The organism is Nocardioides salsibiostraticola, assembly GCF_054783655.1.
Genome location: NZ_BAAGQD010000013.1, coordinates 1 through 24,119, shown reverse-complemented (window position 1 = coordinate 24,119; position 24,119 = coordinate 1). Strand labels below are relative to the sequence as shown.

The 24,119-nt window shown below is 67.6% G+C and carries 23 protein-coding genes, 1 tRNA gene and 1 rRNA gene; 22 read left to right on the top strand and 3 right to left on the bottom strand.

The window, feature by feature from the left end:
• The first annotated feature begins 156 nt into the window (after positions 1-156).
• Positions 157-273 (top strand): 5S ribosomal RNA (gene rrf, locus ACYVLV_RS07330).
• A gap of 189 nt (positions 274-462) precedes the next feature.
• Positions 463-807, top strand: a complete 345-nt coding sequence (locus ACYVLV_RS07325; RefSeq protein ID WP_460808890.1) for a single-stranded DNA-binding protein — start codon at positions 463-465, stop codon at positions 805-807.
• On the opposite strand, the gene ACYVLV_RS07320 is transcribed toward ACYVLV_RS07325, so the two are convergent.
• Positions 767-1,906, bottom strand: a complete 1,140-nt coding sequence (locus ACYVLV_RS07320; RefSeq protein ID WP_460808889.1) for a DUF1015 family protein — start codon at positions 1,904-1,906, stop codon at positions 767-769. The genes ACYVLV_RS07325 and ACYVLV_RS07320 overlap by 41 nt on opposite strands.
• A 48-nt stretch (positions 1,907-1,954) precedes the next feature.
• Between ACYVLV_RS07320 and ACYVLV_RS07315 the strand changes: the two genes are divergently transcribed.
• The 20 genes from ACYVLV_RS07315 (at position 1,955) to ACYVLV_RS07220 (ending at position 21,827) form a co-directional block, all read left to right on the top strand.
• Positions 1,955-3,016: an HAD-IIA family hydrolase gene (locus ACYVLV_RS07315; protein WP_460808888.1), complete on the top strand. Its 1,062-nt coding sequence runs from the start codon at positions 1,955-1,957 to the stop codon at positions 3,014-3,016.
• Positions 3,013-3,231: a hypothetical protein gene (locus tag ACYVLV_RS07310; RefSeq protein ID WP_460808887.1), complete on the top strand. Its 219-nt coding sequence runs from the start codon at positions 3,013-3,015 to the stop codon at positions 3,229-3,231. Before ACYVLV_RS07315 ends, ACYVLV_RS07310 begins: the two co-directional genes overlap by 4 nt.
• Before the next feature lies 1 nt (position 3,232).
• The gene (locus ACYVLV_RS07305; protein WP_460808886.1) at positions 3,233-4,072 is read left to right on the top strand and encodes a TlyA family RNA methyltransferase; all 840 of its coding nucleotides are present in this window, start codon (positions 3,233-3,235) and stop codon (positions 4,070-4,072) included.
• Positions 4,069-5,016: an NAD kinase gene (locus ACYVLV_RS07300; protein WP_460808885.1), complete on the top strand. Its 948-nt coding sequence runs from the start codon at positions 4,069-4,071 to the stop codon at positions 5,014-5,016. The genes ACYVLV_RS07305 and ACYVLV_RS07300 overlap by 4 nt, the downstream gene beginning before the upstream one ends.
• Positions 5,013-6,770: a DNA repair protein RecN gene (recN, locus tag ACYVLV_RS07295; RefSeq protein ID WP_460808884.1), complete on the top strand. Its 1,758-nt coding sequence runs from the start codon at positions 5,013-5,015 to the stop codon at positions 6,768-6,770. Before ACYVLV_RS07300 ends, recN begins: the two co-directional genes overlap by 4 nt.
• An 11-nt stretch (positions 6,771-6,781) precedes the next feature.
• Complete coding sequence (locus tag ACYVLV_RS07290; protein WP_460808883.1) at positions 6,782-8,482, top strand: CTP synthase; 1,701 nt, start codon at positions 6,782-6,784, stop codon at positions 8,480-8,482.
• Positions 8,483-8,484: 2 nt separating this feature from the next.
• Positions 8,485-9,093: an NUDIX domain-containing protein gene (locus tag ACYVLV_RS07285; protein WP_460808882.1), complete on the top strand. Its 609-nt coding sequence runs from the start codon at positions 8,485-8,487 to the stop codon at positions 9,091-9,093.
• A gap of 61 nt (positions 9,094-9,154) precedes the next feature.
• Entirely contained in the window at positions 9,155-10,273 is a 1,119-nt protein-coding gene (gene ald, locus ACYVLV_RS07280; protein WP_460808881.1) for an alanine dehydrogenase, read from the top strand.
• Positions 10,270-11,235 carry a site-specific tyrosine recombinase XerD gene (locus tag ACYVLV_RS07275; RefSeq protein ID WP_460808893.1) on the top strand — a complete coding sequence of 322 codons (966 nt, stop codon included), beginning with the start codon at positions 10,270-10,272 and terminating at the stop codon, positions 11,233-11,235. The genes ald and ACYVLV_RS07275 overlap by 4 nt, the downstream gene beginning before the upstream one ends.
• Positions 11,236-11,242: 7 nt before the next feature.
• On the top strand, positions 11,243-13,834 hold the full coding sequence (locus ACYVLV_RS07270; protein ID WP_460808892.1) for a DEAD/DEAH box helicase: 2,592 nt from the start codon (positions 11,243-11,245) through the stop codon (positions 13,832-13,834).
• A gap of 250 nt (positions 13,835-14,084) precedes the next feature.
• A complete protein-coding gene (locus ACYVLV_RS07265; protein WP_460808891.1) occupies positions 14,085-15,005 on the top strand; it encodes a ParA family protein in 921 nt (306 codons plus the stop codon).
• Positions 15,002-15,355, top strand: coding sequence for a hypothetical protein (locus tag ACYVLV_RS07260; protein ID WP_460808880.1), 354 nt, complete (start codon positions 15,002-15,004; stop codon positions 15,353-15,355). The genes ACYVLV_RS07265 and ACYVLV_RS07260 overlap by 4 nt, the downstream gene beginning before the upstream one ends.
• Positions 15,352-16,245 carry a segregation and condensation protein A gene (locus ACYVLV_RS07255; RefSeq protein WP_460808879.1) on the top strand — a complete coding sequence of 298 codons (894 nt, stop codon included), beginning with the start codon at positions 15,352-15,354 and terminating at the stop codon, positions 16,243-16,245. The genes ACYVLV_RS07260 and ACYVLV_RS07255 overlap by 4 nt, the downstream gene beginning before the upstream one ends.
• The gene (gene scpB, locus ACYVLV_RS07250) at positions 16,242-16,901 is read left to right on the top strand and encodes an SMC-Scp complex subunit ScpB (protein ID WP_460808878.1); all 660 of its coding nucleotides are present in this window, start codon (positions 16,242-16,244) and stop codon (positions 16,899-16,901) included. The genes ACYVLV_RS07255 and scpB overlap by 4 nt, the downstream gene beginning before the upstream one ends.
• Complete coding sequence (locus tag ACYVLV_RS07245) at positions 16,898-17,650, top strand: pseudouridine synthase (protein ID WP_460808877.1); 753 nt, start codon at positions 16,898-16,900, stop codon at positions 17,648-17,650. Before scpB ends, ACYVLV_RS07245 begins: the two co-directional genes overlap by 4 nt.
• Before the next feature lie 56 nt (positions 17,651-17,706).
• Complete coding sequence (gene aroH, locus ACYVLV_RS07240) at positions 17,707-18,090, top strand: chorismate mutase (RefSeq protein WP_460808876.1); 384 nt, start codon at positions 17,707-17,709, stop codon at positions 18,088-18,090.
• 5 nt (positions 18,091-18,095) lie between these two features.
• Positions 18,096-19,169 carry a prephenate dehydrogenase gene (locus ACYVLV_RS07235; RefSeq protein WP_460808875.1) on the top strand — a complete coding sequence of 358 codons (1,074 nt, stop codon included), beginning with the start codon at positions 18,096-18,098 and terminating at the stop codon, positions 19,167-19,169.
• Positions 19,170-19,180: 11 nt separating this feature from the next.
• On the top strand, positions 19,181-19,954 hold the full coding sequence (cmk, locus tag ACYVLV_RS07230; RefSeq protein WP_460808874.1) for a (d)CMP kinase: 774 nt from the start codon (positions 19,181-19,183) through the stop codon (positions 19,952-19,954).
• Between the two features lie 280 nt (positions 19,955-20,234).
• On the top strand, positions 20,235-21,587 hold the full coding sequence (gene der, locus ACYVLV_RS07225) for a ribosome biogenesis GTPase Der (protein ID WP_460808873.1): 1,353 nt from the start codon (positions 20,235-20,237) through the stop codon (positions 21,585-21,587).
• Positions 21,588-21,753: 166 nt separating this feature from the next.
• A tRNA-Pro gene (locus ACYVLV_RS07220) sits at positions 21,754-21,827 on the top strand.
• A gap of 77 nt (positions 21,828-21,904) precedes the next feature.
• Here ACYVLV_RS07220 and ACYVLV_RS07215 read toward each other — a convergent pair.
• Entirely contained in the window at positions 21,905-23,104 is a 1,200-nt protein-coding gene (locus ACYVLV_RS07215; RefSeq protein WP_460808872.1) for a tyrosine-type recombinase/integrase, read from the bottom strand.
• A 3-nt stretch (positions 23,105-23,107) separates the two neighbouring features.
• Positions 23,108-23,401, bottom strand: coding sequence for a helix-turn-helix transcriptional regulator (locus tag ACYVLV_RS07210; protein WP_460808871.1), 294 nt, complete (start codon positions 23,399-23,401; stop codon positions 23,108-23,110).
• Positions 23,402-24,119: the final 718 nt, after the last annotated feature.

Here is a 24,119-nt window from a genome sequence, read left to right as displayed (position 1 = left end):
GAACACACATGGCTACATGATGGCAAACAGTACATATGCCGCAACGCGTCCACGACACACACAAATAGAGACCACCCCCCTCTACCGATGTGAAACCCACCCCCCTTTACGGGAGTGTTGTTCCACAGTGCGGTAGAGACTTAGGGGTCATAGAGTTACGGCGGCCATAGCGGCAGGGAAACACCCGGTCCCATCCCGAACCCGGAAGTTAAGCCTGCCAGCGCCGATGGTACTGCAACCGCGAGGCTGTGGGAGAGTAGGACGCCGCCGGACAACACTTAAAGTAAGAGGGCCACCGGGCCACAACCCGGCGGCCCTCTTACTTGCATTTACAGGGGCATTCGCTTTGTTGCCCCGCAGTCGTCCACAGGACGTTGTCAGTGGGATGTTCTCCACCGCCGCATTCGGAGCTGACGCCCGCCCCGCTCGTTCGGGGGAGGCTGGGGACCGGAGGTGAGGTGCATGACCGCACTGGAAGCAATCAACGAAGTACGTCTCCTCGGCCGGGTCTCGCTCGATCCCGAGGAACGGATCCTGCCCAGCGGCGACCGGCTGTGGACCTTTCGGCTGGTGGTGGCGCGATCTGAGGACGAGACGCGCACGAGCCGGACGTCGGTGGACGCGCTCGAGTGCGCCGTGTGGGGTGGCCGACCGCGAAGGTCGGTCGCGTCGTGGCGGGGCGGAGACATCGTCGAGGTCGAAGGTGCACTTCGCCGCCGGTTCTTCCGACACGCGGGAGGGACGTCCTCGCGGGTGGAGATCGAGGTCAGTGGGGCTCGTCTAGTGCGTCGTCGAGGGACCGGATGAGGGCACCGAGGTTGGGTTTGGGCTGGAACGAGGTGGCCTTCTCCGGCAGCAGTCGATCGGAGGCAACAAGGTCGAGGACCACGTCGACCGGCGCCGCGGGAAGAAGCAGTGCGATGGCAGCCCCCGGACGGGCATGGTCCAACGCACCGTGAGCGGTGTGGTGGTAGTTGATCCGCCGGGGCTCGGGCGTCAGGCGCGGCACGATGTCGTGATGGAGGATCTCCACCGCCGTGCGACCCGGGGGAACCGTGATGTGCACCGCAGCCCACCTTTCTGAGTCGGTGGCCACCAAGGTCTCTGGACCCAATTGTTGGACGGCGTCCGCTTCGGAAAGGGGTGTGTACCGACCGCCCGTGGAGACCACGGCGTCGCAGAGGTCCTGGAGCGAGGAGCCCTCGAGCACACGGTGAATGGCGCCGAGGAACAGCGGAGTGTCGCGCTGATCAACCAGCATCGCCAACCCGTAGTCCGCGGGGCCGCCGGGATCACGTTGCTGCATCCCCAGGTAGGCGGCGTACCGGTGGTGTCCGTCGGCGATGAGGGCCTGCGCCGGTGCGATGCCTTGCGCGATGTCGTTCAGGAGAACGGGGTCGGTGAGCTCCCAGATGCGATGGTGTTGTTCGTTACGGTCGGTGTAGACGTGAGCCGGCGCGCAACGGGTGACGTCGGCGAGTAGCGCCTTGAGCTCGTCACTCGAGCGGTGGACCAGGAGGATCGGCGCAGGGTTGAGCCTCATCTCGCTCATTCGATCGGCCAGTTCCTCAGCCTGAGCGGGATGGATCCCCTCGTGGGGGAACACGGCACGATCCTGCGGGCCCGTGGCGCGTCGCGAGACGTCCAGCACTCCGACCAGCCCGCGGATGGTGATGCCGGCCGCGGTGTACTCGTGGAGATACAGGGCGGGCCGTTCCGACTGGGTGATCTGACCGGCCTGCCGCCAAGCGGTCAGCCGGGCGGCGACATCGCGGTAGGGCCGGGCGAAGGTCCGTCCCAACCCCGCGTCACCGATGCGTCCGGGGGCCAGCATCAAGGCCCGAAAGGGCAGGAGGCGCAACGGGCCAGCGATGTACGGCGGCGCAACAGTTGCCGTCGACTCCATCTGTCCATCGTAGGGTGCCTCTGTTCGACCCACACCGGAGAGGGACCGATGACTGAAGCCGCGGGACTGGCCAACGACCGAACCACGCCCATCGAGTCCCTGAAGGGCTCGCTCGCGTCGCTTTCGGAGATCTACGACGTCGCGATGCTCGACCTCGACGGGGTCGTCTACGTCGGCGGCGAGGCCGTGCCGGGGGCTCCGGACCACATCTCGGCCGCTCGAGAGGCGGGCGTGAAGATCGCCTTCATCACCAACAACGCAGCGCGGCCGCCGGAGGCGGTCGTGGCGCACCTCGACGAACTCGGGATCACCAGCGCAGCATCGGATGTCGTGACCTCCGCGCAGGCCGCCGCCGCCGTGCTGGCCACCGAGCTCGCTCCGGGTTCGCGGGTGGCCCTCCTGGGCGGCGAGGGGCTCGCCGAGGCGCTGTCGGCCGCCGGACTGAAACCGGTCGAGGTCGGAGAAGAGGCGGAGGCCATCGTCAGCGGGTACGGACCCGAGGTGCGGTGGCGAGAGGTGATGCGGGCCGCGGTGCTGATCCGTGAGGGGCTCTATTGGGTCGCGAGCAACACCGACAGCACCATCCCCACCCCGTACGGCGTGGCCCCGGGTCACGGGCTGCTGGTCGAAACTCTGCAACGATTCAGTGGGGTGGACCCGGTCGTGGCCGGCAAACCCTCCCCGCCGCTGCTGCGGGAGACGATCGCGCGCATGGAAGCCGCACGTCCCCTGATGGTGGGTGACCGCCTGGACACCGACATTGCAGGCGGGGTGGCCGTCGACGTGGACACCCTGTTGGTGCTCACCGGCGTCACCGGGTTGGCTGAACTCGTCGCTGCTCGGCCCGGTGAGCGGCCGACGTACCTGAGCGAGGGTCTCGAGGGACTCCGACTGACCCACCCGTCGGTCGAGTGCGACGCCGAGGGCGTCGTCCGGCTCGGGGGATGGAAGGCCGACGTCGTGGACGGTTCGTGCCTCGTGCGCGGCGCCGGGGACTCGGTGGACTGGTGGCGCTGTGCCGCGGTCGCGGCCTGGGCGTATCTGGATCGCACGGGCGACGTGCCGGCCGTCGACACGCTGACCCCACCGACCACTACCCTTTCGACATGAGCGACGGTGTGGATCTGGACCTGGACTCCGACGACAGGTCCTTCGAGGTAAGGGGCTCCGAGGAGATCCCGACGACGGGAGTGGCTGAACTCGATGCGGTGATCGCCTCGGTGGCCGCGCTGGGCGACGACCGGGTCGAGGACCACGTGGTCGTTCTCGAGTCGGCTCAGGTGGCGCTGCGCCAGGCGCTCGACCAACCACGCGCCGCGCACTGACATGGCTCAGGGGAAACCCCGTCGGGTCCGATTGGACGCAGAACTGGTCAGACGTGGGCTGGCCCGCTCGCGCGAGCAGGCCGCCGAGCTGATCAATGCCCGTCGGGTCAAGGTGTCCGGCGCGGTGGCCAGCAAACCGGCCACCGGTGTCACGACCGATGTGGCCATCGTGGTCAACCAGGACCCCAGCCGTCCCGACTACGTCTCACGCGGTGGCCACAAACTCGCGGGCGCCCTGGAGGTGTTCGAGGCGGACGGGCTGACGGTCACGGGCCGCCGCTGCCTGGATGCCGGCGCCTCCACGGGAGGCTTCACCGACGTCCTACTACGGCACGGTGCGGCACAGGTCGTCGCGGTCGACGTCGGTTACGGACAACTGGCGTGGAGTTTGAGGTCCGATGACCGAGTGGTCGTCCACGATCGAACCAACATCCGCCAACTGACGCCGGACATGATCGGCGGGCCCGTCGACGTGGTCGTCGGTGATCTGTCCTTCATCTCCTTGACCCTGGTGCTCGACGCCCTCATCGGTGTCACCGCCCCCGACGGCGATCTGGCACTGATGGTCAAGCCCCAGTTCGAAGTCGGCAAGGACCGGGTCGGTCGTGGGGGCGTGGTGCGTGAGCACGCGCTACGCGTGGAAGCCGTCTCGACGGTCGCGCAGGCGGCTGCCGCCCGTGGGTGGGGTGCCCGGGCGGTCACGGTGAGCCCGCTGCCAGGCCCGGCGGGCAATGTGGAGTTCTTCTTGTGGCTTCGTGCCGGTCCCGTGCAGATCGACGAGGCCGAGATCGACCGGGCCGTCCGATCTCTGGGGGCGGCGGGTGAGAAGGTGGAACCGTGACCTCGACACAGCTGGATCGCCGCGTCCTGGTGCTTCCCCACACCGGCCGGGAGCAAGCCCGTTCGGTGGCTGTCGAGTCCATCGAGTCGCTGACCTCCCAGGGCATCGTGGTGCGACTCCTCCAGGCCGACCTCGAACGCCTCGATCTGGTCGCCGATCAGTTCACCCCGGCCCTGGAGACCACCGAGTCCGAGACCGACGCCAGCCGGGACTGCGAGTTGACCCTGGTGATCGGGGGAGACGGGAGCATCCTGCGGGCCGCGGAGCTCACCCACGCGCGACAGACCCCCGTGCTCGGCGTGAACCTGGGTCACGTGGGCTTCCTGGCCGAGGCCGAGCACGACGACGTCGACTCGACCATCGAGGCCATCGTGGCGCGCCGCTACACCACTGAGGACCGGATGACCCTTGATGTGCGGGTCTACCGCGACAAGGAACTGGTCGCCAGCACCTTCGCGCTCAACGAGGCGAGCGTGGAGAAGGCGGCCCGAGAACGGATGCTCGAGGTGGTTCTCGAGATCGACGGTCGCCCGATCTCACGCTGGGGCTGTGACGGAGTCGTCTGCGCGACGCCCACCGGTTCGACGGCGTACAACTTCAGCGCAGGTGGACCGATCGTCTGGCCCCAGGTGGAGGCCCTGTGCATCGTGCCCATCAGCGCGCACGCCCTGTTCGCCCGACCCATGGTCGTCTCACCCACCTCCGTGGTCGCCATCGAGGTCTTGGTCCGCACCGAGGACGCGGGAGTGCTGTGGTGTGACGGCCGACGGACCGTCGACCTGCCACCAGGCGCCCGGATCGAGGTACGCCGCGGGGTGCATCCGGTGCGACTGGTGCGGTTGCATCAGGCACCGTTCGCGGACCGGCTCGTGGCCAAGTTCGGCCTTGCGGTCGACGGCTGGCGGGGTTCACCCGAGAGCCGTCGCCGGACCGGTGAAGCATGATCGAAGAGATCCGCATCACCGGACTGGGCGTGATCGACGCCTCGACCTTGGATCTCGGACCCGGGCTGACCGTGATCACCGGGGAGACCGGTGCCGGTAAGACCATGATCGTCACGGCGCTCGGACTCCTCCTGGGTGGCCGCAGTGACAGCGGGGCAGTCCGCAACGGCGCCCGGCAGGCCCGCGTCGAAGGCGTCGTGCGTGCGACCGCAACCCCGGGCCTCGCCGCGGCCGTCGAAGAGGTCGGGGGCGAGGTCGAGGACGACGTGGTCGTCCTGGCCCGCAACGTGGCGGCCGGTGGCCGCTCGCGTGGTTTCGTGGGGGGCGCCGCCGTTCCGGTCGCCACTCTGGGTGAGATCGCAGCCCCCCTGGTGGCCGTGCACGGACAGTCCGACCAGCACCGGCTTCTCAACGCCCGCGCCCAACGCGACGCCCTGGACCGCTTCGGCGGCCCCGGGCTTGCGGCGAAGTTGGCCGCCTACCGGGAGACCCACGCCGCCCTGGACGCCACCGAGCGCGAACTCGAGGAGGTGGTGTCCTCGGCGCGCGAGCGCGTGCGGGAGGCCGACCTTCTCCGCTTCGGGGTCGGCGAGGTCGAACAGGTCGCCCCCTCACCCGGGGAGGACATCGACCTCGCGGCGGAAGAGTCGCGGCTCGGCTTCGCCGACTCGCTCCGCTCGGCCGCTGAGGAAGCCAGGGAAGCGCTCTCCAGCGACGACGGCGGATCCGATGGGGTCTCGATCGTCTCCGCAGCCCGAGGGATGTTGGACGCGGTGCGCGACCACGACCCGGACATCGCCGCGCTGGCCGACCGACTCGCCGAGGTGAGCTACCTCCTGGCGGACGTGGCCGCCGACGTGTCCTCCTACGCCTCCCGCATCGACACCGACCCCCACCGGTTGGCCACCGTGAGCGAGCGACGTGCGGCGCTCACCGCGTTGACCCGGAAGTACGGCGACTCACTCGAGGACGTCCTGGCCTGGGCGGAGTCGTCGTCGGCACGGTTGCTCGAACTCGACTCCACCGACGACCAGATCGAGGCCCTGCGGGCCGACCAGGCCTCCCAGCGAGCCCTCCTGGCCCAACGCGCCGCGGAACTGTCCGCGGCGCGGCAGAAGGCCGCGAAGGGCCTGGCAGAACAGGTCAGCGCCGAGCTGACCCTTCTGGCGATGCCTCACGCCCGTCTCGAGATCACCGTCGGCCAGAGCGAGGTCGAGCCCTCATCCAGCGGCAAGGTGCCGCGCAACGCCCTGGTGGTGGGGGACCGGACCCTGCGGATGGGTCGGTCGGGGATCGACGAGGTCGACTTCCTCCTCGCCGCCAACACCGGTTCCCCCGCCCGGACCCTGGCCAAGGGTGCCTCCGGCGGTGAGTTGTCGCGGGTGATGCTCGCGTTGGAGGTGTCCCTCTCGGAGACCAGCCCGGTGCCGACGTTCGTCTTCGACGAGGTCGACTCGGGGGTCGGCGGTGCTGCCGCGGTCGAGGTCGGTCGCCGACTGGCCCAGTTGGCCCAGCACGCCCAGGTGCTGGTGGTCACCCACCTTCCCCAGGTCGCGGCGTACGCCCACCGCCACGTGCTGGTCGAGAAGTCCAGCGACGGCACGGTCACCAGTTCTGGTCTGACGGTGCTCGACGACGAGGGCAGGGAACGCGAACTGTCCAGAATGCTCGCCGGCATGGCTGATTCCGATACAGCGTTGGCTCACGCGCGAGAATTGCTTGTCCTGGCACGAGCACCCGAATCCCTCATGTAGGCTGAAGTTCCGTGAGCAGGCCTCCTGGAAATACCGCAGTGACCAAGCACGTTTTCGTGACTGGAGGCGTCGCCTCCTCCCTCGGCAAGGGGCTGACCGCCTCGAGTTTGGGCCGACTTCTGCGTTCGCGTGGCCTCCGGGTCACGATGCAGAAACTCGATCCCTACCTCAACGTGGACCCGGGGACGATGAACCCGTTCCAGCACGGCGAGGTCTTCGTGACCAACGACGGCGCCGAGACCGATCTGGACATCGGTCACTACGAGCGCTTCTTGGACACCGATCTGAGTCAGATCGCCAACGTGACCACGGGGCAGGTCTACTCGAGCGTCATCGCCAAGGAACGCCGCGGTGACTACCTCGGCGACACCGTGCAGGTGATCCCGCACATCACCAACGAGATCAAGGACCGCATCCTGGCCATGGGCGGTCCGGACGTCGACGTCGTGATCACCGAGGTCGGCGGAACCGTCGGCGACATCGAGTCGCTGCCCTTCCTCGAAGCAGCCCGACAGACCCGCCACGAGATCGGCCGGGACAACTCGTTCTTCCTGCATGTCTCGCTGGTGCCCTATATCGGGCCCTCCGGAGAGCTGAAGACCAAGCCCACCCAACACTCCGTGGCTGCGCTCCGACAGGTCGGTATCCAGCCTGACGCCGTCGTGCTGCGCGCCGACCGGGAGATCCCGGACTCGATCAAGAACAAGATCTCGCTGATGTGTGACGTGGACGCCGAGGCCGTCGTGTGCGCCGCCGACGCGGCGTCGATCTACGACATCCCCAAGGTGCTGCACCGCGAAGGCCTGGACGCCTACCTCGTACGACGCCTCAACCTGCCCTTCCGGGACGTCGACTGGACGCTGTGGGACGACCTGCTGCGTCGCGTGCACCACCCCACCGAAGAGGTGACGGTGGGTCTGGTCGGCAAGTACATCGACCTGCCGGACGCCTACCTGTCGGTGGCCGAGGCGCTGCGCGCCGGTGGCTTCGCCAACGAGGCCAAGGTCCACCTGCGCTGGATCGCCTCCGACGAGTGCGACACCCCGGCGGGGGCCGCCAAGCAACTCCACGACCTGGACGCGATCTGCGTTCCCGGGGGCTTCGGCATCCGCGGTCTGGACGGGAAACTCGGTGCGCTGACCTACGCCCGCACCCACGGCATCCCCACCCTGGGGCTCTGCTTGGGCTTGCAGTGCATGGTCATCGAGTACGCCCGCAACGTGGCCGGACTGCAGAAGGCGGCCTCCACGGAGTTCGACCCGGACTGCCCCGAACCGGTCATCGCCACCATGGAGGAGCAGAAGGACTTCGTCGAGGGAGCAGGCGACCTCGGCGGGACGATGCGACTCGGGCTTTACCCCGCCGAGTTGACGGAGGGAAGCGTGGCCCACGAGGCCTACGGGCAGACCCGCATCGAGGAACGCCACCGGCACCGCTACGAGGTGAACAACGACTACCGCGACCAGCTCGAGGCCGCAGGTCTGGTGTTCTCCGGGATCAACCCGGATCTCGACCTGGTCGAGTTCGTGGAGCTGCCGCGCGACGTGCACCCCTACTACATCGCCACCCAGGCTCACCCGGAGTACCGCTCGCGACCGACTCGGCCGCACCCGTTGTTCGCGGGCCTGATCGGCGCGGCCATCGAGCGGCAGCGCGAGTTGCGGTTCCCCATGGACGAGTCCGGGCTGCGACGCCCTTCCGAGGACGACTGAGCGTGCCGGCGGAACCGCCGGCCCCGCGCGAACACGTCGTCGGGGACACCTTCGAGTCCTGGCCCGTGGTGGCCACCGAGGACGTGCACCGCGACGACTGGGTGATAGCGCTGCGACGGGACACCATCCACGCACCCGCCGACCCCGCCGAGACCTTCGACCGTCTGGTCCTGGAGCACCCCGGGGCGGTCGTCATACTCGCCCTGGACGAGCAGGATCGGGTCCTGTGCCTGTGGCAGTACCGCCACCCGGCGCAGCGGCGCTTCCTCGAGGTGCCCGCGGGTCTGATCGACACGCCCGACGAGGACCCGATCGAGGTCGCCCGGCGGGAACTGCGCGAGGAGGCCCAACTTCGCGCCGAGGACTGGACGCACCTCACCTCGCTGTACTCCTCGCCCGGCATCTCCAGTGAGGTCATGCATCTCTACCTCGCTCGTGATCTGAGCCCGGAGGACCGGGGAGACTTCGAGTTGCACCACGAGGAACTCGACATGGTCACCGATTGGGTGGCCTTCGAGGAGTTGTACGCCGCGGTGCTGGACGGTCGGATCACCGACGGACCCCTGATCGCCGGGGTGCTCCTCGCCCGGGCCCGAGGTCTCGTCGCCTGACGACGGCGGGAGTAGGGTCCCCCGCAGACGTATCCGGCGATCCAGGAGCAGGTGAACGTACGTGAGAATCGGTATCCCCACAGAGGTCAAGAACCACGAGTATCGCGTCGCGATCACCCCCATCGGGGTGAACGAGCTGGTGGCTCACGGCCATGAAGTGATGCTGCAGGCAGGGGCCGGCCTCGGCTCCTCGATCCCCGATGAGGAGTACGTCGCCGCAGGGGCCCGCATCATCGAACAGGCCGACGACGTGTGGGCCGAGGCTGAGATGATCCTGAAGGTCAAGGAACCGGTCGCCGAGGAGTACCACCGACTGCGTCCGGGGCTGACGCTGTTCACCTACCTGCACCTGGCCGCGGACAAGCCGCTGACCGAGGAACTGCTGAGCCGCGAGGTCACCGGCATCGCCTACGAGACCGTGCAACCCCCCTCCGGTGGCGGACTCCCGCTGCTCTACCCGATGTCCGAGGTGGCCGGGTGCCTGGCGCCCCAGGTCGGGGCGCACTCGCTGATGAAGGCCGAGGGAGGACGCGGCGTCCTGCTCGGCGGGGTCGGCGGAGTCGCCAACGCCAAGGTCGTGATCCTCGGGGCCGGAGTCTCAGGACAGAACGCGGCCAACATCGCCCTCGGGATGGGTGCAGATGTGACCCTGTTGGACACCGACCTCGACAAACTGCGGATGTCGTTCTGGCGCTACGACAACCGGGTCCACGGCTTGGCCTCCTCGAAGTTGTCCATCGAGCAGCAGGTCATGGAGGCGGACCTGGTGATCGGGGCCGTTCTCATCCCCGGTGCCGCGGCCCCGAAGCTGGTCAGCAACGAACTGGTGTCCCGGATGAAGCCGGGCTCCGTACTCGTCGACATCGCCGTGGACCAGGGTGGTTGCTTCGAGGACACCCGGCCGACCACACACGCCGACCCCACCTACATGGTCCACGACTCCGTCTTCTACTGCGTCGCGAACATGCCCGGAGCGGTCCCGCGGACCTCGACCTACGCCCTGACCAACGCGACGCTGCCCTACACGATCGCGCTGGCCGACAAGGGCTGGCAACAGGCCTGTCGCGATGACGCGGGGCTGGCCAAGGGCCTCAACACCCACGCCGGGATGCTGACCAACGCGCCGGTCGGCGAAGCCGTGGGCATCGAGGCCCGAGAACTGGCCGAGGTCCTCAACTGAACACCTCCACCGAGCCGATCGACCGGGCTGTCCGCACCTACCTCGACCACGTCACCGTCGAGAAGGGTCTGGCCCAGAACACCGTGGTGTCCTACCGCCGCGATCTGCGCCGCTACCTGGACTTCCTGGCCGAGCAGAACCTGCACGACCTCTCCGAGATCCGCGAGGAACACGTCTCGGCGTTCCTCATGCGCCTGCGTGAGGGAGGACCCGAGCAGGTGCCCCTGGCTGCTTCGTCGGCGGCCCGGACGGTGATCGCCGTGCGTGGGTTCCACCGGTTCGCCGTGGCCGACGGGCTCACCGCCAGCGACCCGGCCGCCGCGGTACGGCCCCCCACCCCGGCCAAACGCCTGCCCAAGGCGCTTCCCCTGGCCGACGTCGAGGCCATCTTGGAGGCCGCCGGAGCGGCGGGCACCTCCTTGGCGTTGCGAGACCGCGCGTTGCTGGAGGTGCTCTACGGCACAGGCGCCCGGATCTCCGAGGCGGTGGGTCTCGATGTCGATGACCTCCACCTCGGCGAAGGCACCGCCGACGACCCCGCCACGGCGCTGCTGCGAGGCAAGGGCGGCAAACAACGGCTGGTGCCGGTGGGTTCCTTCGCGTGCGCAGCCGTCTCGGAATACCTGATCCGCTCGCGCCCGCTGCTGGCGACCGCCGGACCCACCCGGGGTCCCGGCCCCGGGGGAGCCCTCTTCCTCAACGCCCGGGGCGGCCGGCTCTCTCGGCAGTCCGCCTGGGCCGTGCTCGCCAAGACCGCCGATCGCGCGGGCGTGACCCGCGACGTGTCACCCCACACGCTGCGGCACTCCTTCGCCACCCACCTGCTCGACGGTGGGGCCGACGTACGGGTCGTCCAGGAGCTGTTGGGGCATGCGTCGGTGACCACGACGCAGCTCTACACCCTGGTGACCGTCGACAACCTGCGTGAGGTCTTCGCGACCGCGCACCCCCGAGCACGGTGAGGACCCGATGACCGCGACCGAAGCATCACCAGGGGTCGATTGGGACCAGGTCTACGACGACATCACGAACTGGGTGACCGAGCAGGGCCTGGAGCTCTACCCGCACCAGGATGAGGCGATCCTCGAGATCGTGGCCGGCAACAACGTGGTGCTGGCCACCCCGACGGGTTCGGGCAAGTCCCTGGTGGCGGTCGCGGCGCACAAGGCCGCGATGGCCGATGATCGGGTGTCGTTCTACACCGCTCCGATCAAGGCCCTGGTCAGCGAGAAGTTCTTCGATCTCTGCGCGATCTTCGGTGCCGAGAACGTCGGGATGCTGACCGGTGACGCATCGGTCAACACCGATGCCCCGATCATCTGCTGCACCGCCGAGGTGTTGGCCAACATCGCCCTGCGCGAGGGGTCCGAGGCCGATGTGGGCCTGGTGGTGATGGACGAGTTCCACTACTACGCCGAACCCGACCGGGGCTGGGCCTGGCAGGTGCCCCTCCTCGAGCTCAACCAGGCCCAGTTCGTCCTCATGTCGGCCACCCTCGGCGACGTCACCGACCTGGCTGCCGACATCACCCGCCGCAACGGGCGCGAGACCACGGTGATCGCGGACGCCGAGCGCCCGGTCCCGCTGACCTTCAGCTGGTCGCTCGAACCACTGCAGGACGCCATCGAGGAGCTGATCAGCACCCACCAGTCCCCGGCGTACGTCGTCCACTTCACCCAGCGCGACGCCGTCGAGCACGCGACGGCCCTGTTGAAGACGGTCAAGGTCACCAACGCCTTGACCCCGGAACGCAAGGCTGCGATCGCCGAGCGGTTGGCGGGCTTCCGGTTCGGCGCAGGCTTCGGCAAGACCCTGTCGACCATGCTGCGTAAGGGCATCGGCGTCCACCATGCGGGGATGCTGCCGCGGTACCGACGGTTGGTCGAGCAGCTCGCCCAGGCGGGGTTGCTGACGATCATCAGCGGCACCGACACCCTCGGGGTCGGCATCAACGTGCCGATCCGCACGGTGCTGTTCACCGGACTGGCGAAGTTCGACGGGTCTCGGTCGCGGGTCCTGCGGACCCGGGAGTTCCTCCAGATCGCCGGACGTGCCGGTCGTGCCGGCTTCGACACCGCCGGCACGGTGGTCATCCAGGCACCCGAGCACACCATCGACAACGAGAAGACCAAGGCCAAGATGGCCGCCCGCAACGAAGCCAAGGGCGACGGGGCCAGTGCCCGCAAGCGACAGAGCAAGGCCCAGCTGAAGAAGCCCCCCACCGGGACCGTGGTGTGGTCCGAGGACACCTTCGAAAAACTCCTCGCCGGGGTTCCCGAACAGTTGGTCAGCCGGATGCGGGTCAACAACGCCATGCTCGTCAATGTCGTCGCCCGCGAGGAGGACGCTTTCCCGGTCCTGCGGCGGCTGCTGCAGGACAACCACGAGGAGCGCCGCAACCAGTTGCGGCTGAGCCGTCAGGCCCTGCGCCTGGCCCGCAGCCTGCACCGATCGGGAGTCCTGAGACGACTCGACGAACCCGACGAGTTCGGCCGGCGCTATGTGCTGACCGAGGCGTTGGCCGACGATTTCGCCCTGAACCAGCCGCTGGCCCACTTCGCCCTGGCCGCCCTCGAGGTGCTGGACCCCGAGTCGGAGACCTACACCCTGGATCTGCTGTCGGTCATCGAGTCGGTGATCGATGCGCCCCGACAGATCCTGTTCGCCCAGCAGAACGCGGCCCGCGGTGAGGCGATCGCGGAGATGAAGGCCGACGGCATCGAGTACGACGAGCGGATGCTCCTGATCGATGCCATCACCTGGCCGCAGCCGTTGGCCGAGCTGCTGGAGGCGACGTACGAGATCTATCGGGGGAGCCACCCCTGGCTCAGCGCCCACGATCTGGAGCCCAAGGCGATCGTGCGGGAGATGTACGAGTCGGGGATGAGCTTCAACGACTTCGTCCGGCGCTACCAGTTGGCGCGGGGTGAGGGCCTGGTCCTGCGCTACCTGACCGACGCCTACCGCACCCTTCGGCACACCGTCACCGACGACTTCCGCACCCCCGAACTCGACGACATCATCGAGTGGCTGGGCGAGACCGTGCGACAGACCGACTCCTCGTTGCTCGACGAGTGGGAGGCCCTCAACGACCCGGATCGACTCGCCGAGGTGATCCGGACTGCCGCCGAGGGCGCCCCGCCACCGACCCGAGCCATCTCCGCGCAGGTGCGGCCCTTCCACGTGATGATCCGCAACGCGATGTTCCGCCGGGTCGAACTGGTCGCACGCGACGACCTCGACGGACTGATGGCCATCGAACGCACCAGCGCCGACCGCACCGACCCTCCGGCCGAGGTCGTGATGACGCGTTCGGTCTGGGACGAGGCCATCGAGAGCTACTTCAACGAGCACGACACGCTGGCCACCGACGCCGACGCGCGGGGCCCGGATCTGCTGGAGATCGACAAGTCCGGTCGGACCTGGTCGGTGCGTCAGACCCTCTCCGACCCCCAGGGCTATCGCGACTGGGTGATCGAGGCCGTCGTGGACCTCGATCTCTCCGACGAGTTGGGGGAGCTGGCCCTGACCACCACCGCCATGCGGGCACTCGGGGGCTGAGCACACCCCTGCACGATCCCTGCATGACCCCCGTTCGCGGGTCATGCCAAGAGTCCCTCTATGGTTCCCCGGCGTGGCGGCACAATGTCGTCGTGTCGACATTGTCTGATGGGGGAACACCCACCAGATCGAGGAGATGCACATGAGTGGCGGACCGTATTCCGGATTCGGATCAACCAGCGCACCGGACATGCCTCCTCGGATGCCGGCCAAGGCTCAGGTCGAACCGCCCGAACCCCTGCCGTTCCGCATCCGCCCCTCGATGCCCGAGGCGGTTGGGGTGTCGACGGGGCCCAACTCCCACCTCGCCGAGACCCCGGCCCCCGAGCGGCCCATCGGGCCCACCGGCCGCCCGATGCCCGATCTGCCCGAGCCGCGCGTCCTGACCGAGCACGGCAACGCCCGCGTGATCTCGATGTGCAACCAGAAGGGTGGGGTCGGCAAGACGACGACCACCATCAACCTCGGGGCCTCGCTGGCGGAGTACGGCCGCAAGGTGCTGCTCGTCGACTTCGACCCCCAGGGGTCGCTGTCGGTGGGTTTGGGGCTGAATCCCCACGAGATGGACCTCTCGATCTACAACCTCCTGATGCAGAAGGACGTCGGTCTGGACGACGTGGTGGTGCCGACCGGGATCGAGGGCATGGACCTCCTGCCGTCCAACATCGACCTTTCGGCGGCCGAGGTGCAGTTGGTGCACGAGGTCGCCCGTGAACAGACGCTGCAGCGTCTGCTGGCCCCGGCCTTGGAGAAGTACGACGTCATCCTCATCGACTGCCAGCCCTCGTTGGGTCTGCTGACGGTCAACGCGCTGACCGCCTCGGACGGCGTCATCATCCCGCTCGAGTGCGAGTACTTCGCGTTGCGCGGTGTCGCGCTGTTGAAGACCACCATCGACAAGGTGCGTGAGCGGCTCAACCCGAAGCTCGAGATCGACGGCATTCTCGGCACCATGTACGACGGCCGCACCCTGCACGGCCGTGAGGTCATGGAGCGGCTGGTCCAGGCCTGGGGCGACCAGGTCTTCCACACCGTCATCCGGCGCACCGTGAAGTTCTCCGACTCCACCGTCGCCGGCGAGCCGATCACGTCGTACGCGTCCAGCTCGACTGGCGCCGAGGCCTACCGTCAGCTCTCCAGGGAGGTGATGGCCCGGTGTCTCGACGTGTGAGCCTTCCGACCGCCGATGATCTCTTCCGCCCCACCGGCAAGGAGCAGGACTCGGGCAAAACCGGGCCCAAGCGCGTGCGCGCCGTACCGGATCAGCCGACGACCGTCGAGGAGGACGACTCCGCCACCCGCAAGCCGAGCGGCCGGATCCGCCACGACGAGAAGATGACCGTCTACGTCACCTCCGATGAGTTGCTCGACCTCGAGGACGCGCGACTGATGCTCCGGCGTCACCAGGGGATGGCCGTTGACCGGGGTCGACTGGTGCGCGAGGCGGTGTCCATGGTCATCGCCGACTACGTCGCACACGGTGACGACAGCGCCCTGGTGCGCCGACTGACCGAGGAATGACCACCCGCGTCAAGGACTCCGCGGCGGCGGCCATGGGAGGCGAGGCCGGCGCCGAGACCCCGGCCTTCGCCCTCCGGTTGGACAACTTCGAGGGACCCTTCGATCTGCTGCTGTCGCTGATCTCCAAGCACAAGCTGGACATCACCGAGGTGGCCCTGTCCCGGGTCACCGACGAGTTCATCGCCCACGTCAAGACCGGTGGGCCGGTCTGGGACCTCGAGCAGACCACGTCGTTCCTCCTGGTCGCCTCCACGCTGCTGGACCTCAAGGCCGCCCGGCTCCTGCCGCAGGGCGACGTCGAGGACGAGGAGGACCTCGCGCTGCTGGAGGCGCGGGATCTGCTGTTCGCCCGACTTCTCCAATACAAGGCCTTCAAGCTCGTTGCTGGCGTGTTCGAGAAACGACTCGCCGGTGAGGCGCTTCGACACCCACGCTCGGTCGGCCTCGAGGAGCGATTCGCGAACCTGCTACCTGAGGTGCTGATCGGCATCGGGCTGGATCAGTTCGCGGCCTTGGCCGCCAAGGCGATGGAGCCGGCGCCGGTGCTCGAACTGTCCTTGCAGCACATCCACGCAGCCCGCGTCAGTGTGCGCGAGCAGGCCGGCATCGTGGTGGATCGGTTGCGACGCAGCGGCACCCTCACCTTCCGCGCCCTGTGCGGTGACTCACCGGACCGGCTGACCACTGTCGCCCGCTTCCTCTCGCTGTTGGAACTGTTCCGCGAGGGTGCCGTGTCCTTCGAGCAGGTGGTCGCCCTCGGTGAGCTCACCGTGCGTTGGACCGGGGACGATGAGGCTCCGATCGAGATCACCGACGAGTTCGACGGGCAGCCGCCGCTGGATGACGGGGCTCCCCAGACCGAGACCACTCCCGAGGAGGAGAACTCATGAACGACGAAGTGACCGACAGTGAATCCTTGGACATCCGGGTCGCCGATCTGTGCCCCGCCCTGGAGGCGGTGCTGATGGTGGCTGACCAGACCCTGGACGAGTCGAGCCTGGCCACTGCGGTGGGCTACCCGGTGGTCGAGGTGCTCGACGCGTTGAACGGTTTGGCCGCCGAGTACACCGAACAGGGCCGCGGTTTCGACCTGCGCAACATCGGTGGCGGGTGGCGGTTCTACTCCCGCGAGCAGTTCGCCTCCATCGTGGAGGGCTTCGTCCTGGAGGGTCAACGCGCTCGCCTGACTCAGGCGGCGTTGGAGACCCTGGCAGTGGTCGCCTACAAGCAACCGATCTCCCGAGCCCGCGTCTCGGCGGTGCGGGGCGTCAATGTCGACGGCGTGATGCGGACTCTGCTCACCCGGGGTCTGCTGGAGGAGGCGGGACGCGACGACGAGCACGGCGCCACGCTCTACCGCACGACCAGCTACTTCCTGGAGCGAATCGGGGTCGGCTCGATCGACGAGCTGCCCGAGTTGGCGCCGTACCTGCCCGACATGGACGACTTCGAGGACGAGTTGGCCCAGATGTCCGGCGCGAACACCGCACCCGCCCCGGTTGCGGCCCGTGAGGAACCGGTCGAAGCTGTGGGGTCGCAGTCATGAGTCGCGAGATTCTCACCGACGAGGACGGACTGATCCGTCTGCAGAAGTTGCTCGCCCAGTCGGGTGTCGCCTCACGGCGCAAGTGTGAGGAACTGATGCTCGGGGGAGAGGTGGAGGTCGACGGCGAGGTCGTCACCCGGATGGGCACCAAGGTGGATCCCCGTACGGCGGTCGTCCGGGTCTCCGGGCTGCGGTTGCCGCCGGTGTCCGACTTCGTCTACCTCGTGCTGAACAAACCCCGAGGCGTGGTCTCCACGATGTCCGACCCCGAGGGGCGTCGCACGATCTCCGATGTCGTGGCGGACCGAACCGAGCGGCTCTTCCACGTCGGCCGGCTGGACACCGACACCTCGGGGCTTCTGCTGTTGACCAACGACGGCGACTTCGCGAACCAGATGGCGCACCCGTCCTTCGAGGTCGACAAGACCTACGTGGCCGAGGTCGATGGCCACGCGGACAAGAAGCTGGTCGACAAGCTGTTGGCCGGAGTGGAACTCGACGACGGTCCGGTGCTGCCTACCAAGGCCCGGATCATCGCGTCGGCTCGCGACAAGTCAATCGTCGAGGTGACCATCCACGAGGGTCGCAACCGCATCGTCCGCCGGCTGCTCGAGCACCTGGGTCACCCGGTCCGCAAGTTGACCCGCACCGAGTTCGGTCCGGTCGAGATCGGACAGCTCAAGGCCGGGATGCTTCGGGATCTCAGCCTCGACGAGCTCGGTGCACTGCTCGACCGTGCGAAGTTGTGACCCACTAGTCTCCAGTCATCTCACGACGTTGAACCACAGCAGCGAAGGGTAGTCAGATGGCGGTACGCGCGGTCCGTGGAGCGACCCAACTGGAAACCGATGAGCGGGAGCACATGCTCGAGCGGGTCGCCGAGATGGTGACCGACGTGATGACCGCGAACGGCCTGGAGGTCGACGACTTCATCTCCGTCATCTTCACCGCCACCTCGGACCTCGTCTCGGAGTTCCCGGCGTACGCCGCCCGTGGGTTGGGCTTCGGGGAGGTCCCCCTGATCTGTGCCCGGGAGCTCGAGATCGCCGGGTCGATGCCGCGGGTGGTGCGGATGATGGCGCACGTCGAGACCGAGGCGAAGCGCGCGGACATCACGCACGTCTACCTGCACGGCGCCGCGGCGTTGCGTAAGGACCTCACGCGCACGCGCTCCGTCCCCGATGAGTGACTCCCATGAATGACACCGCTGGACCACGACTGATCGGGCCGGTCGAGATCGTGGGGACCGGTCTGATCGGAACCTCGATCGGATTGGCCTGCGTCGATGCGGGGCTCGAAGTGATCCTCAGCGACGTGGACCCCGATCATGTCCGCACGGCCTCGGGTCTGGGGGCCGGTCGACCTCGTGTCGAGGGTGACCAGCCGCAGCTGGTGGTGGTGTCGGTGCCTCCGGATCACCTCGCGCAGGAGATCAGGCGCGCCCTCGCTGGCGGTGCCGTGGTCACCGATGTGGGGAGCGTGAAGTCCGGCCCACTGGCCGAGGTCGCCGACGCGGATCGGGTCGAGCAGTACGTCGGCAGCCACCCGATGGCCGGCAGCGAACGGTCCGGCCCGCTGGCGGCCACCGGCTCACTGTTCGACGGGCGCCCGTGGGCGGTCACCCCCGGTGATCGGGCCGATGCGGAGGCGATCGCCCTTGTGGAGGAGTTGGCCGAGCTGTGTGGCGGGGTGCCGGTACGGCTCACCCCGGAGGACCACGACCGAGCGGTGGCCCGCATCTCCCACGTGCCCCACCTGATGGCGGCCCTGGCAGCTGGCTCGCTGCACGGTGCGCCCGAGCAGCATCTGGCGCTTTCTGGACAGGGGGTCCGCGACGTCACCCGGGTGGCGGCGGGGGACCCGGGCCTCTACGGCCAGATCGTCTCGGCCAACTCGACGGCGGTGGGGGAGTTGCTCACCGGAGTCAGGGAGCGGCTGGATCGTCTGATCGAGGCGTTGGCCAGCGGCGATCGAGGCGGGCTGCACGAACTGCTCGATCTCGGGTTGGCCGGAACCCGGGCGATCCCCGGCAAGCACGGTGGACCGTTGCGTGAGATGGCCACGTTGTTCGTCGCCGTACCCGACTCACCGGGTGGACTGGCACGTCTATTTGCCGATGCCGGCGCCAGCGGCGTCAACATCGAGGACGTCCGGATCGACCACGACCAGGGCCGCCCGGTGGGTCAGGTCGAGCTCGTGGTGACGCAGGAGAGCGCTGACCGACTCCTCGAATCGCTCGAACTTCTGGGCTGGGTCACCCACCGGTAGACTTTGTCCCCGTGAACAGCCCCTCCGCACAGCCGCAATCCTCGTCCGTGACACCTCCCGGTGAGGCACCTCTGCCGACGCCTGTCGTGGTCGCCGTCGACGGCACGTCCGGGTCGGGGAAATCCAGCACCTGTCGGGGAGTGGCCACCCGCCTAGGGCTGCGCTATCTCGACACCGGGGCCCAGTTCCGGGGGCTGACCTGGTGGATGCTGCGCGAGGGCATCGATATCCACGACGGGGAGGCTGTTGCGGCCAGTGCCTCCAAGCCCTCGCTCGTCTCGGGCACCGACCCGGCCGATCCCACGATCGACGTGGACGGCGTCGACGTCCGTGGACCCATCCGCTCGGCGGAGGTGACCTCGGCGGTCTCGCCCGTCAGCTCGGTGCCGGCGATCCGTCAACGCCTCCTGGACCTGCAACGGGCCACGATCGACCAGGCCATCGCCGACGGGGTGGGGATCGTGGTCGAGGGGCGCGACATCGCCTCGGTGGTGTGGCCCCAGGCCGAGGTGAAGCTCTACGTCACCGCCGACACCGATGCCCGCGCGGCTCGACGGGCGGCGGAGGAGGGCGGCACCGACGTTGGTGTCACCGCTGCTTCGCTCGCCGAACGGGACCGAATCGACTCCGGGCGCTCCGCCGCACCCCTGACCCGCGCCGATGGTGCGGTCCATCTGGACACCACGCCGTACACGCTCGCCGAGGTCATCGACCTGGTGGTCGACCTGGTGACCCAGACCCCGACGGGTCAGGTGTCCGGCTCCGCGTCTTCGGTGGCGCCGTGACCCCAAACCCCAAGAGTTCGGCGCCCGGCAGGGGTGCCACCGGGATTCGTCCTGCTCATCGCACCCGGATCGACATGTGTTCTCCGGCACCCTACGCGTCCAGCATGCGGCCTTGGCCGCGCCGACGTGAGATCGTAGGGCGGGTCTCGGATGACCTGCGCCAGCGGATGCTGGATGATCTGTACCAAGCAAGCGCGACCACTGGTCGCACGCTGCCAGGGCCGCTGCCGGCCGGTGAGCGTGAGCGTGATCCCGGCGGCGGAGTCACGGAGCAATCAGCATGACCACCCCATCGAACGAAGCCTTCGAGCCCATGGACGGACCTCAGCCGATCCTGGCGGTCGTCGGACGGCCGAACGTCGGCAAGTCCACCCTGGTGAACCGGATCATCGGCCGCCGTCAGGCCGTGGTCGAGGACGTTCCCGGCGTGACCCGGGACCGCGTGTCGTACGACGCGACCTGGAACGGCCGCGCATTCACCGTCGTGGACACCGGTGGGTGGAACCCCGACGCCAAGGGCCTGGCCCTGAGCATCGCCGAGCAGGCCGAGATCGCGGTCTCGCTGGCTGACGCCGTCCTGTTTGTCGTGGACGCCCTGGTGGGCATCACCGACTCCGACGAGGCCGTCGTACGTATTCTGCGGAAGTCGGGCAAGCCCGTCATCCTCGCGGCGAACAAGGTCGACGACCAGCGCACCGAGGCCCAGTCCCACGGGCTGTGGAACCTCGGCCTCGGCGAACCGATCCCGGTCTCGGGACTGCACGGCCGCGGTTCGGGCGACATGCTGGACGCCATCTTGGCGGCTCTTCCCGAGCCTCCTCCCGAGCGGGAGAAGTCGTTCGGTCCGCGCAGGGTCGCCATCGTCGGCAAGCCCAACGTCGGCAAGTCCTCGCTGCTGAACCAGTTGGCGGGGGAGAAGCGCGTCGTCGTGGACAGCGTCGCCGGCACCACCGTCGACCCCGTCGATGAACTGATCGAGCTCAACGGCGAGACTTGGCGCTTCATCGACACCGCCGGGATCCGTAAGCGGGTCAAGGAGGCCTCGGGGCACGAGTACTACGCCTCGCTGCGCACCAACACCGCGATCGACCGCTCCGAGGTCGTGGTCCTCGTCGTGGACGGTGGCCAGTCCATCTCCGAGCAGGACATCCGGATCCTGCAGACGGTCCGGGAGGCAGGCCGGGCGCTGGTCATCGCGTTCAACAAATGGGATCTGGTCGACGAGGAGCGCCGCTACTACCTGGACCGCGAGATCGAACGCGACCTCGTGCAGGTCCAGTGGGCTCCCCGGATCAACATCACCGCCCGCACCGGTTGGCACATCGACCGTCTGGTGCCCGCCATCGAGAAGGCCGTCGAGGGCTGGGAGGCCCGGATCACCACCGGCGCTCTCAACTCCTTCCTGGGCCGACTGGTCGCCGAGCACCCCCACCCGGTGCGCTCGGGCAAGCAGCCCAAGATCCTGTTCGGCACCCAGGTGTCCTCGTGCCCCCCGACTTTCGTGCTGTTCACCAGCGGCAAGCTCGACGCCGGCTACGAGCGCTACATCGAGCGACGCCTGCGCGAGGAGTTCGGCTTCGTCGGCACCCCGATCGTCCTTCAGCAGCGCCCGCGTGAGAAGCGCAAGCGCTAGGACCCGCTGAAGCCGGCCACAACGTCATACGTTCAGAGCACCTGTCTGCTCCAGACGTATGACGTGACGCCGATAGGGCCTACCCGATTCGGCGCCGCAGAAGGCCTGCGATAAGGTTCCCTCGCTTGACCAACGTCGTCCTCCGGGCCGGCCGAGGCCGAGATTTCGGGCTGTGGCGCAGCTTGGTAGCGCACTTGACTGGGGGTCAAGGGGTCGCAGGTTCAAATCCTGTCAGCCCGACCGAAAACTGCCTCTGACCTGCGGAAACGCGGGTCAGGGGCAGTTGTGTATTTGAACGAGAAGGCCCTATCCCGCACTTATTCCGCAAGTATTGGAGCGGCGGGGTCGGGGTCGGGGTTGGCGAGGTCTTCCAGTACCAGTGCGACATCAGCGGCGATTGTCGGCTTGGAGATGTAGAACTCGCGGGTGATCGCAGGGGAGGAGTGCCCCAGTTGCTGAGACGCGGTCTCGGCATCGACGCGCTCTGCGATCAACGTCGCGACGGTTTTGCGGAATGTGTGGGGCGTGACCCACTCGAGGCCCGTACCCTTACGGATCTCACGCCACCGTCGCTCCACGTTGGTGACCTGCGTCCAGGTTCCGTTGCGGGTGGGGAAGACTGCGTTGGTCGGCGTTTCGACGCTCTCGTTCAGTCGTCTCCGGAGCAGGATTACGGCGAAGTCCGGAAGCGCAATGGTCCGTAGGCTCGAGTCTGACTTCGGACTGGCCTTGCGATAGGTCCCTTTGTTCGGTTCGGTCTTGATCGTCCCGTTGATCGTGAGGTGCGCGCGTGGGGCGTCGAGGATGATGTCGACCCAACGTAGGGCAAGGATCTCGCCGATTCTGGCTCCGGTGGCCAGCATCAGGTCGACGATATCGACCATGTCGTTGGTTGCCTTAGGCCCGGGGCGTTGTTTGTCTGTCCAGACGCGTACTGACTGACGGATAACCTTCAGGTCTTGGGTCGTCAGTGACCGGGTCTCGGATCGCTCGCGTCGCACCCGAGTGGTCTGCAGAACCGGATTCACAGTGAGGGCGTCATGCCGCACAGCCAGACCCAGCATCGCTCCCATCACGACCTTAGCTTTGCGTTGCCGGCTTGAGCTAGTTGCGCGTAGGCGGACAAGGAACAGGTCGAGTCGACTCGTCGTCACCTCTCGAAGGCGCAAACCTCCGAGCTCCGGGATCACCACCTTTTGCAGGACCCGCTCGTATTCGTTGATCGTGGTCGTCTCGATTCGACGCTCGTCGCGGAGATAGGTCAGCCACAGCGCCGCGAGGCCCGCGACGGTGGTCTCGGCGGTGATCGCCTGCTCGGTCGGCGTGGTCCGGTCGACAAGCTTCTCTCGCAGCGCACGCTCTGCTGATGCCGCAGTTGTCGCCGTCGCCATGACCTCGCGACTGACCCCGTCCTTATCGCGGATTCGGGTATAGGCGCGGAACGCACCATCGCGTATTCGCCTGGTCCGAATCGTCCCCCAAGTGCCGAGCGATGTCGGGGGTCGCCCCTTTGCCATGATTCAGTTCCCGCTTGGACGTGGTCGACTCATGCGCGACAAAGAGACCCCAGCGTCCACCATCGCCTGCGGCTCGACTCCGTCGTTGTCAAAGCTCTCGACATGTTCGGTGACCCACGCGTCCAGATCTGCGCGACGGTATCGCAGACAACCGCCCATTTTGACTGCGCGCGGTCCAAACCCGGCCCGGCGGGTCCGCCAGGTGTACAGCGTGGCTTTCGGGATCGCGAGGTAGGCCGCAGCTTCATCGATGGTCAGGATGTTGCACTCCACGTTGGTGTGGTCTGTTGTGCTCATGATGCGCTCCTTCGTCGTCACGAGAACAGGTTTGCTCCCGTGACTGAAGGTGCGCACCGCTATCCCGCGAGTCTGTGGATGACCTCGGCCGGATCTGATGCCGTGGACACACTGCGCCTCACCCGCGCCGGCAGTCAGACCTGGCGACACCTTGCGGGACCCACGAAGACATTAAGAAGCGCTGCGGTTACATCTCCAAGGATGGGGTTCCACGATCACCGGATCGGTGTGTGATCGCGGCCTCGAATGTGGCCCGTCTCTGCGGGGCATCGGACGGAACTATCTGCGCGATAGAAGGGGGTCGGAGTTGTGTGCGCACAATCTGGGGGATGTCGGTCTGAACAGGTGAGGTGATGGGGACGTAGCGCTCTCGGGGTGGTCGCACGAACCCGATGGCGTCGTCGTCGATGCGCGGGACTTGCATCCGAATGAAGTAGATGCGCTCCGCGACCCCGTGTTCAATTATGTCGCTGATCTTGTGGTCAACGCGAACGAAGAGCCGGTCAAGTTCGCGGAGTGCCTTTGGGTCGCTCATGTCGGTGGGCCGGAGGGCTTGGCTGCGGCTGGCAGCGATTGCGCCTTGGCCGGCGGCAGGGCCGCCGTTGCCGAGTTGGCTGAATCGCCCTGGGTCTGATGGAGACTCTGGCTATTGGATTCCGACCAGGGGTTGGTCGGTCCGTGTCTGAGCGTAGAACGTGTCCTCGAACTCGGCCGGCGG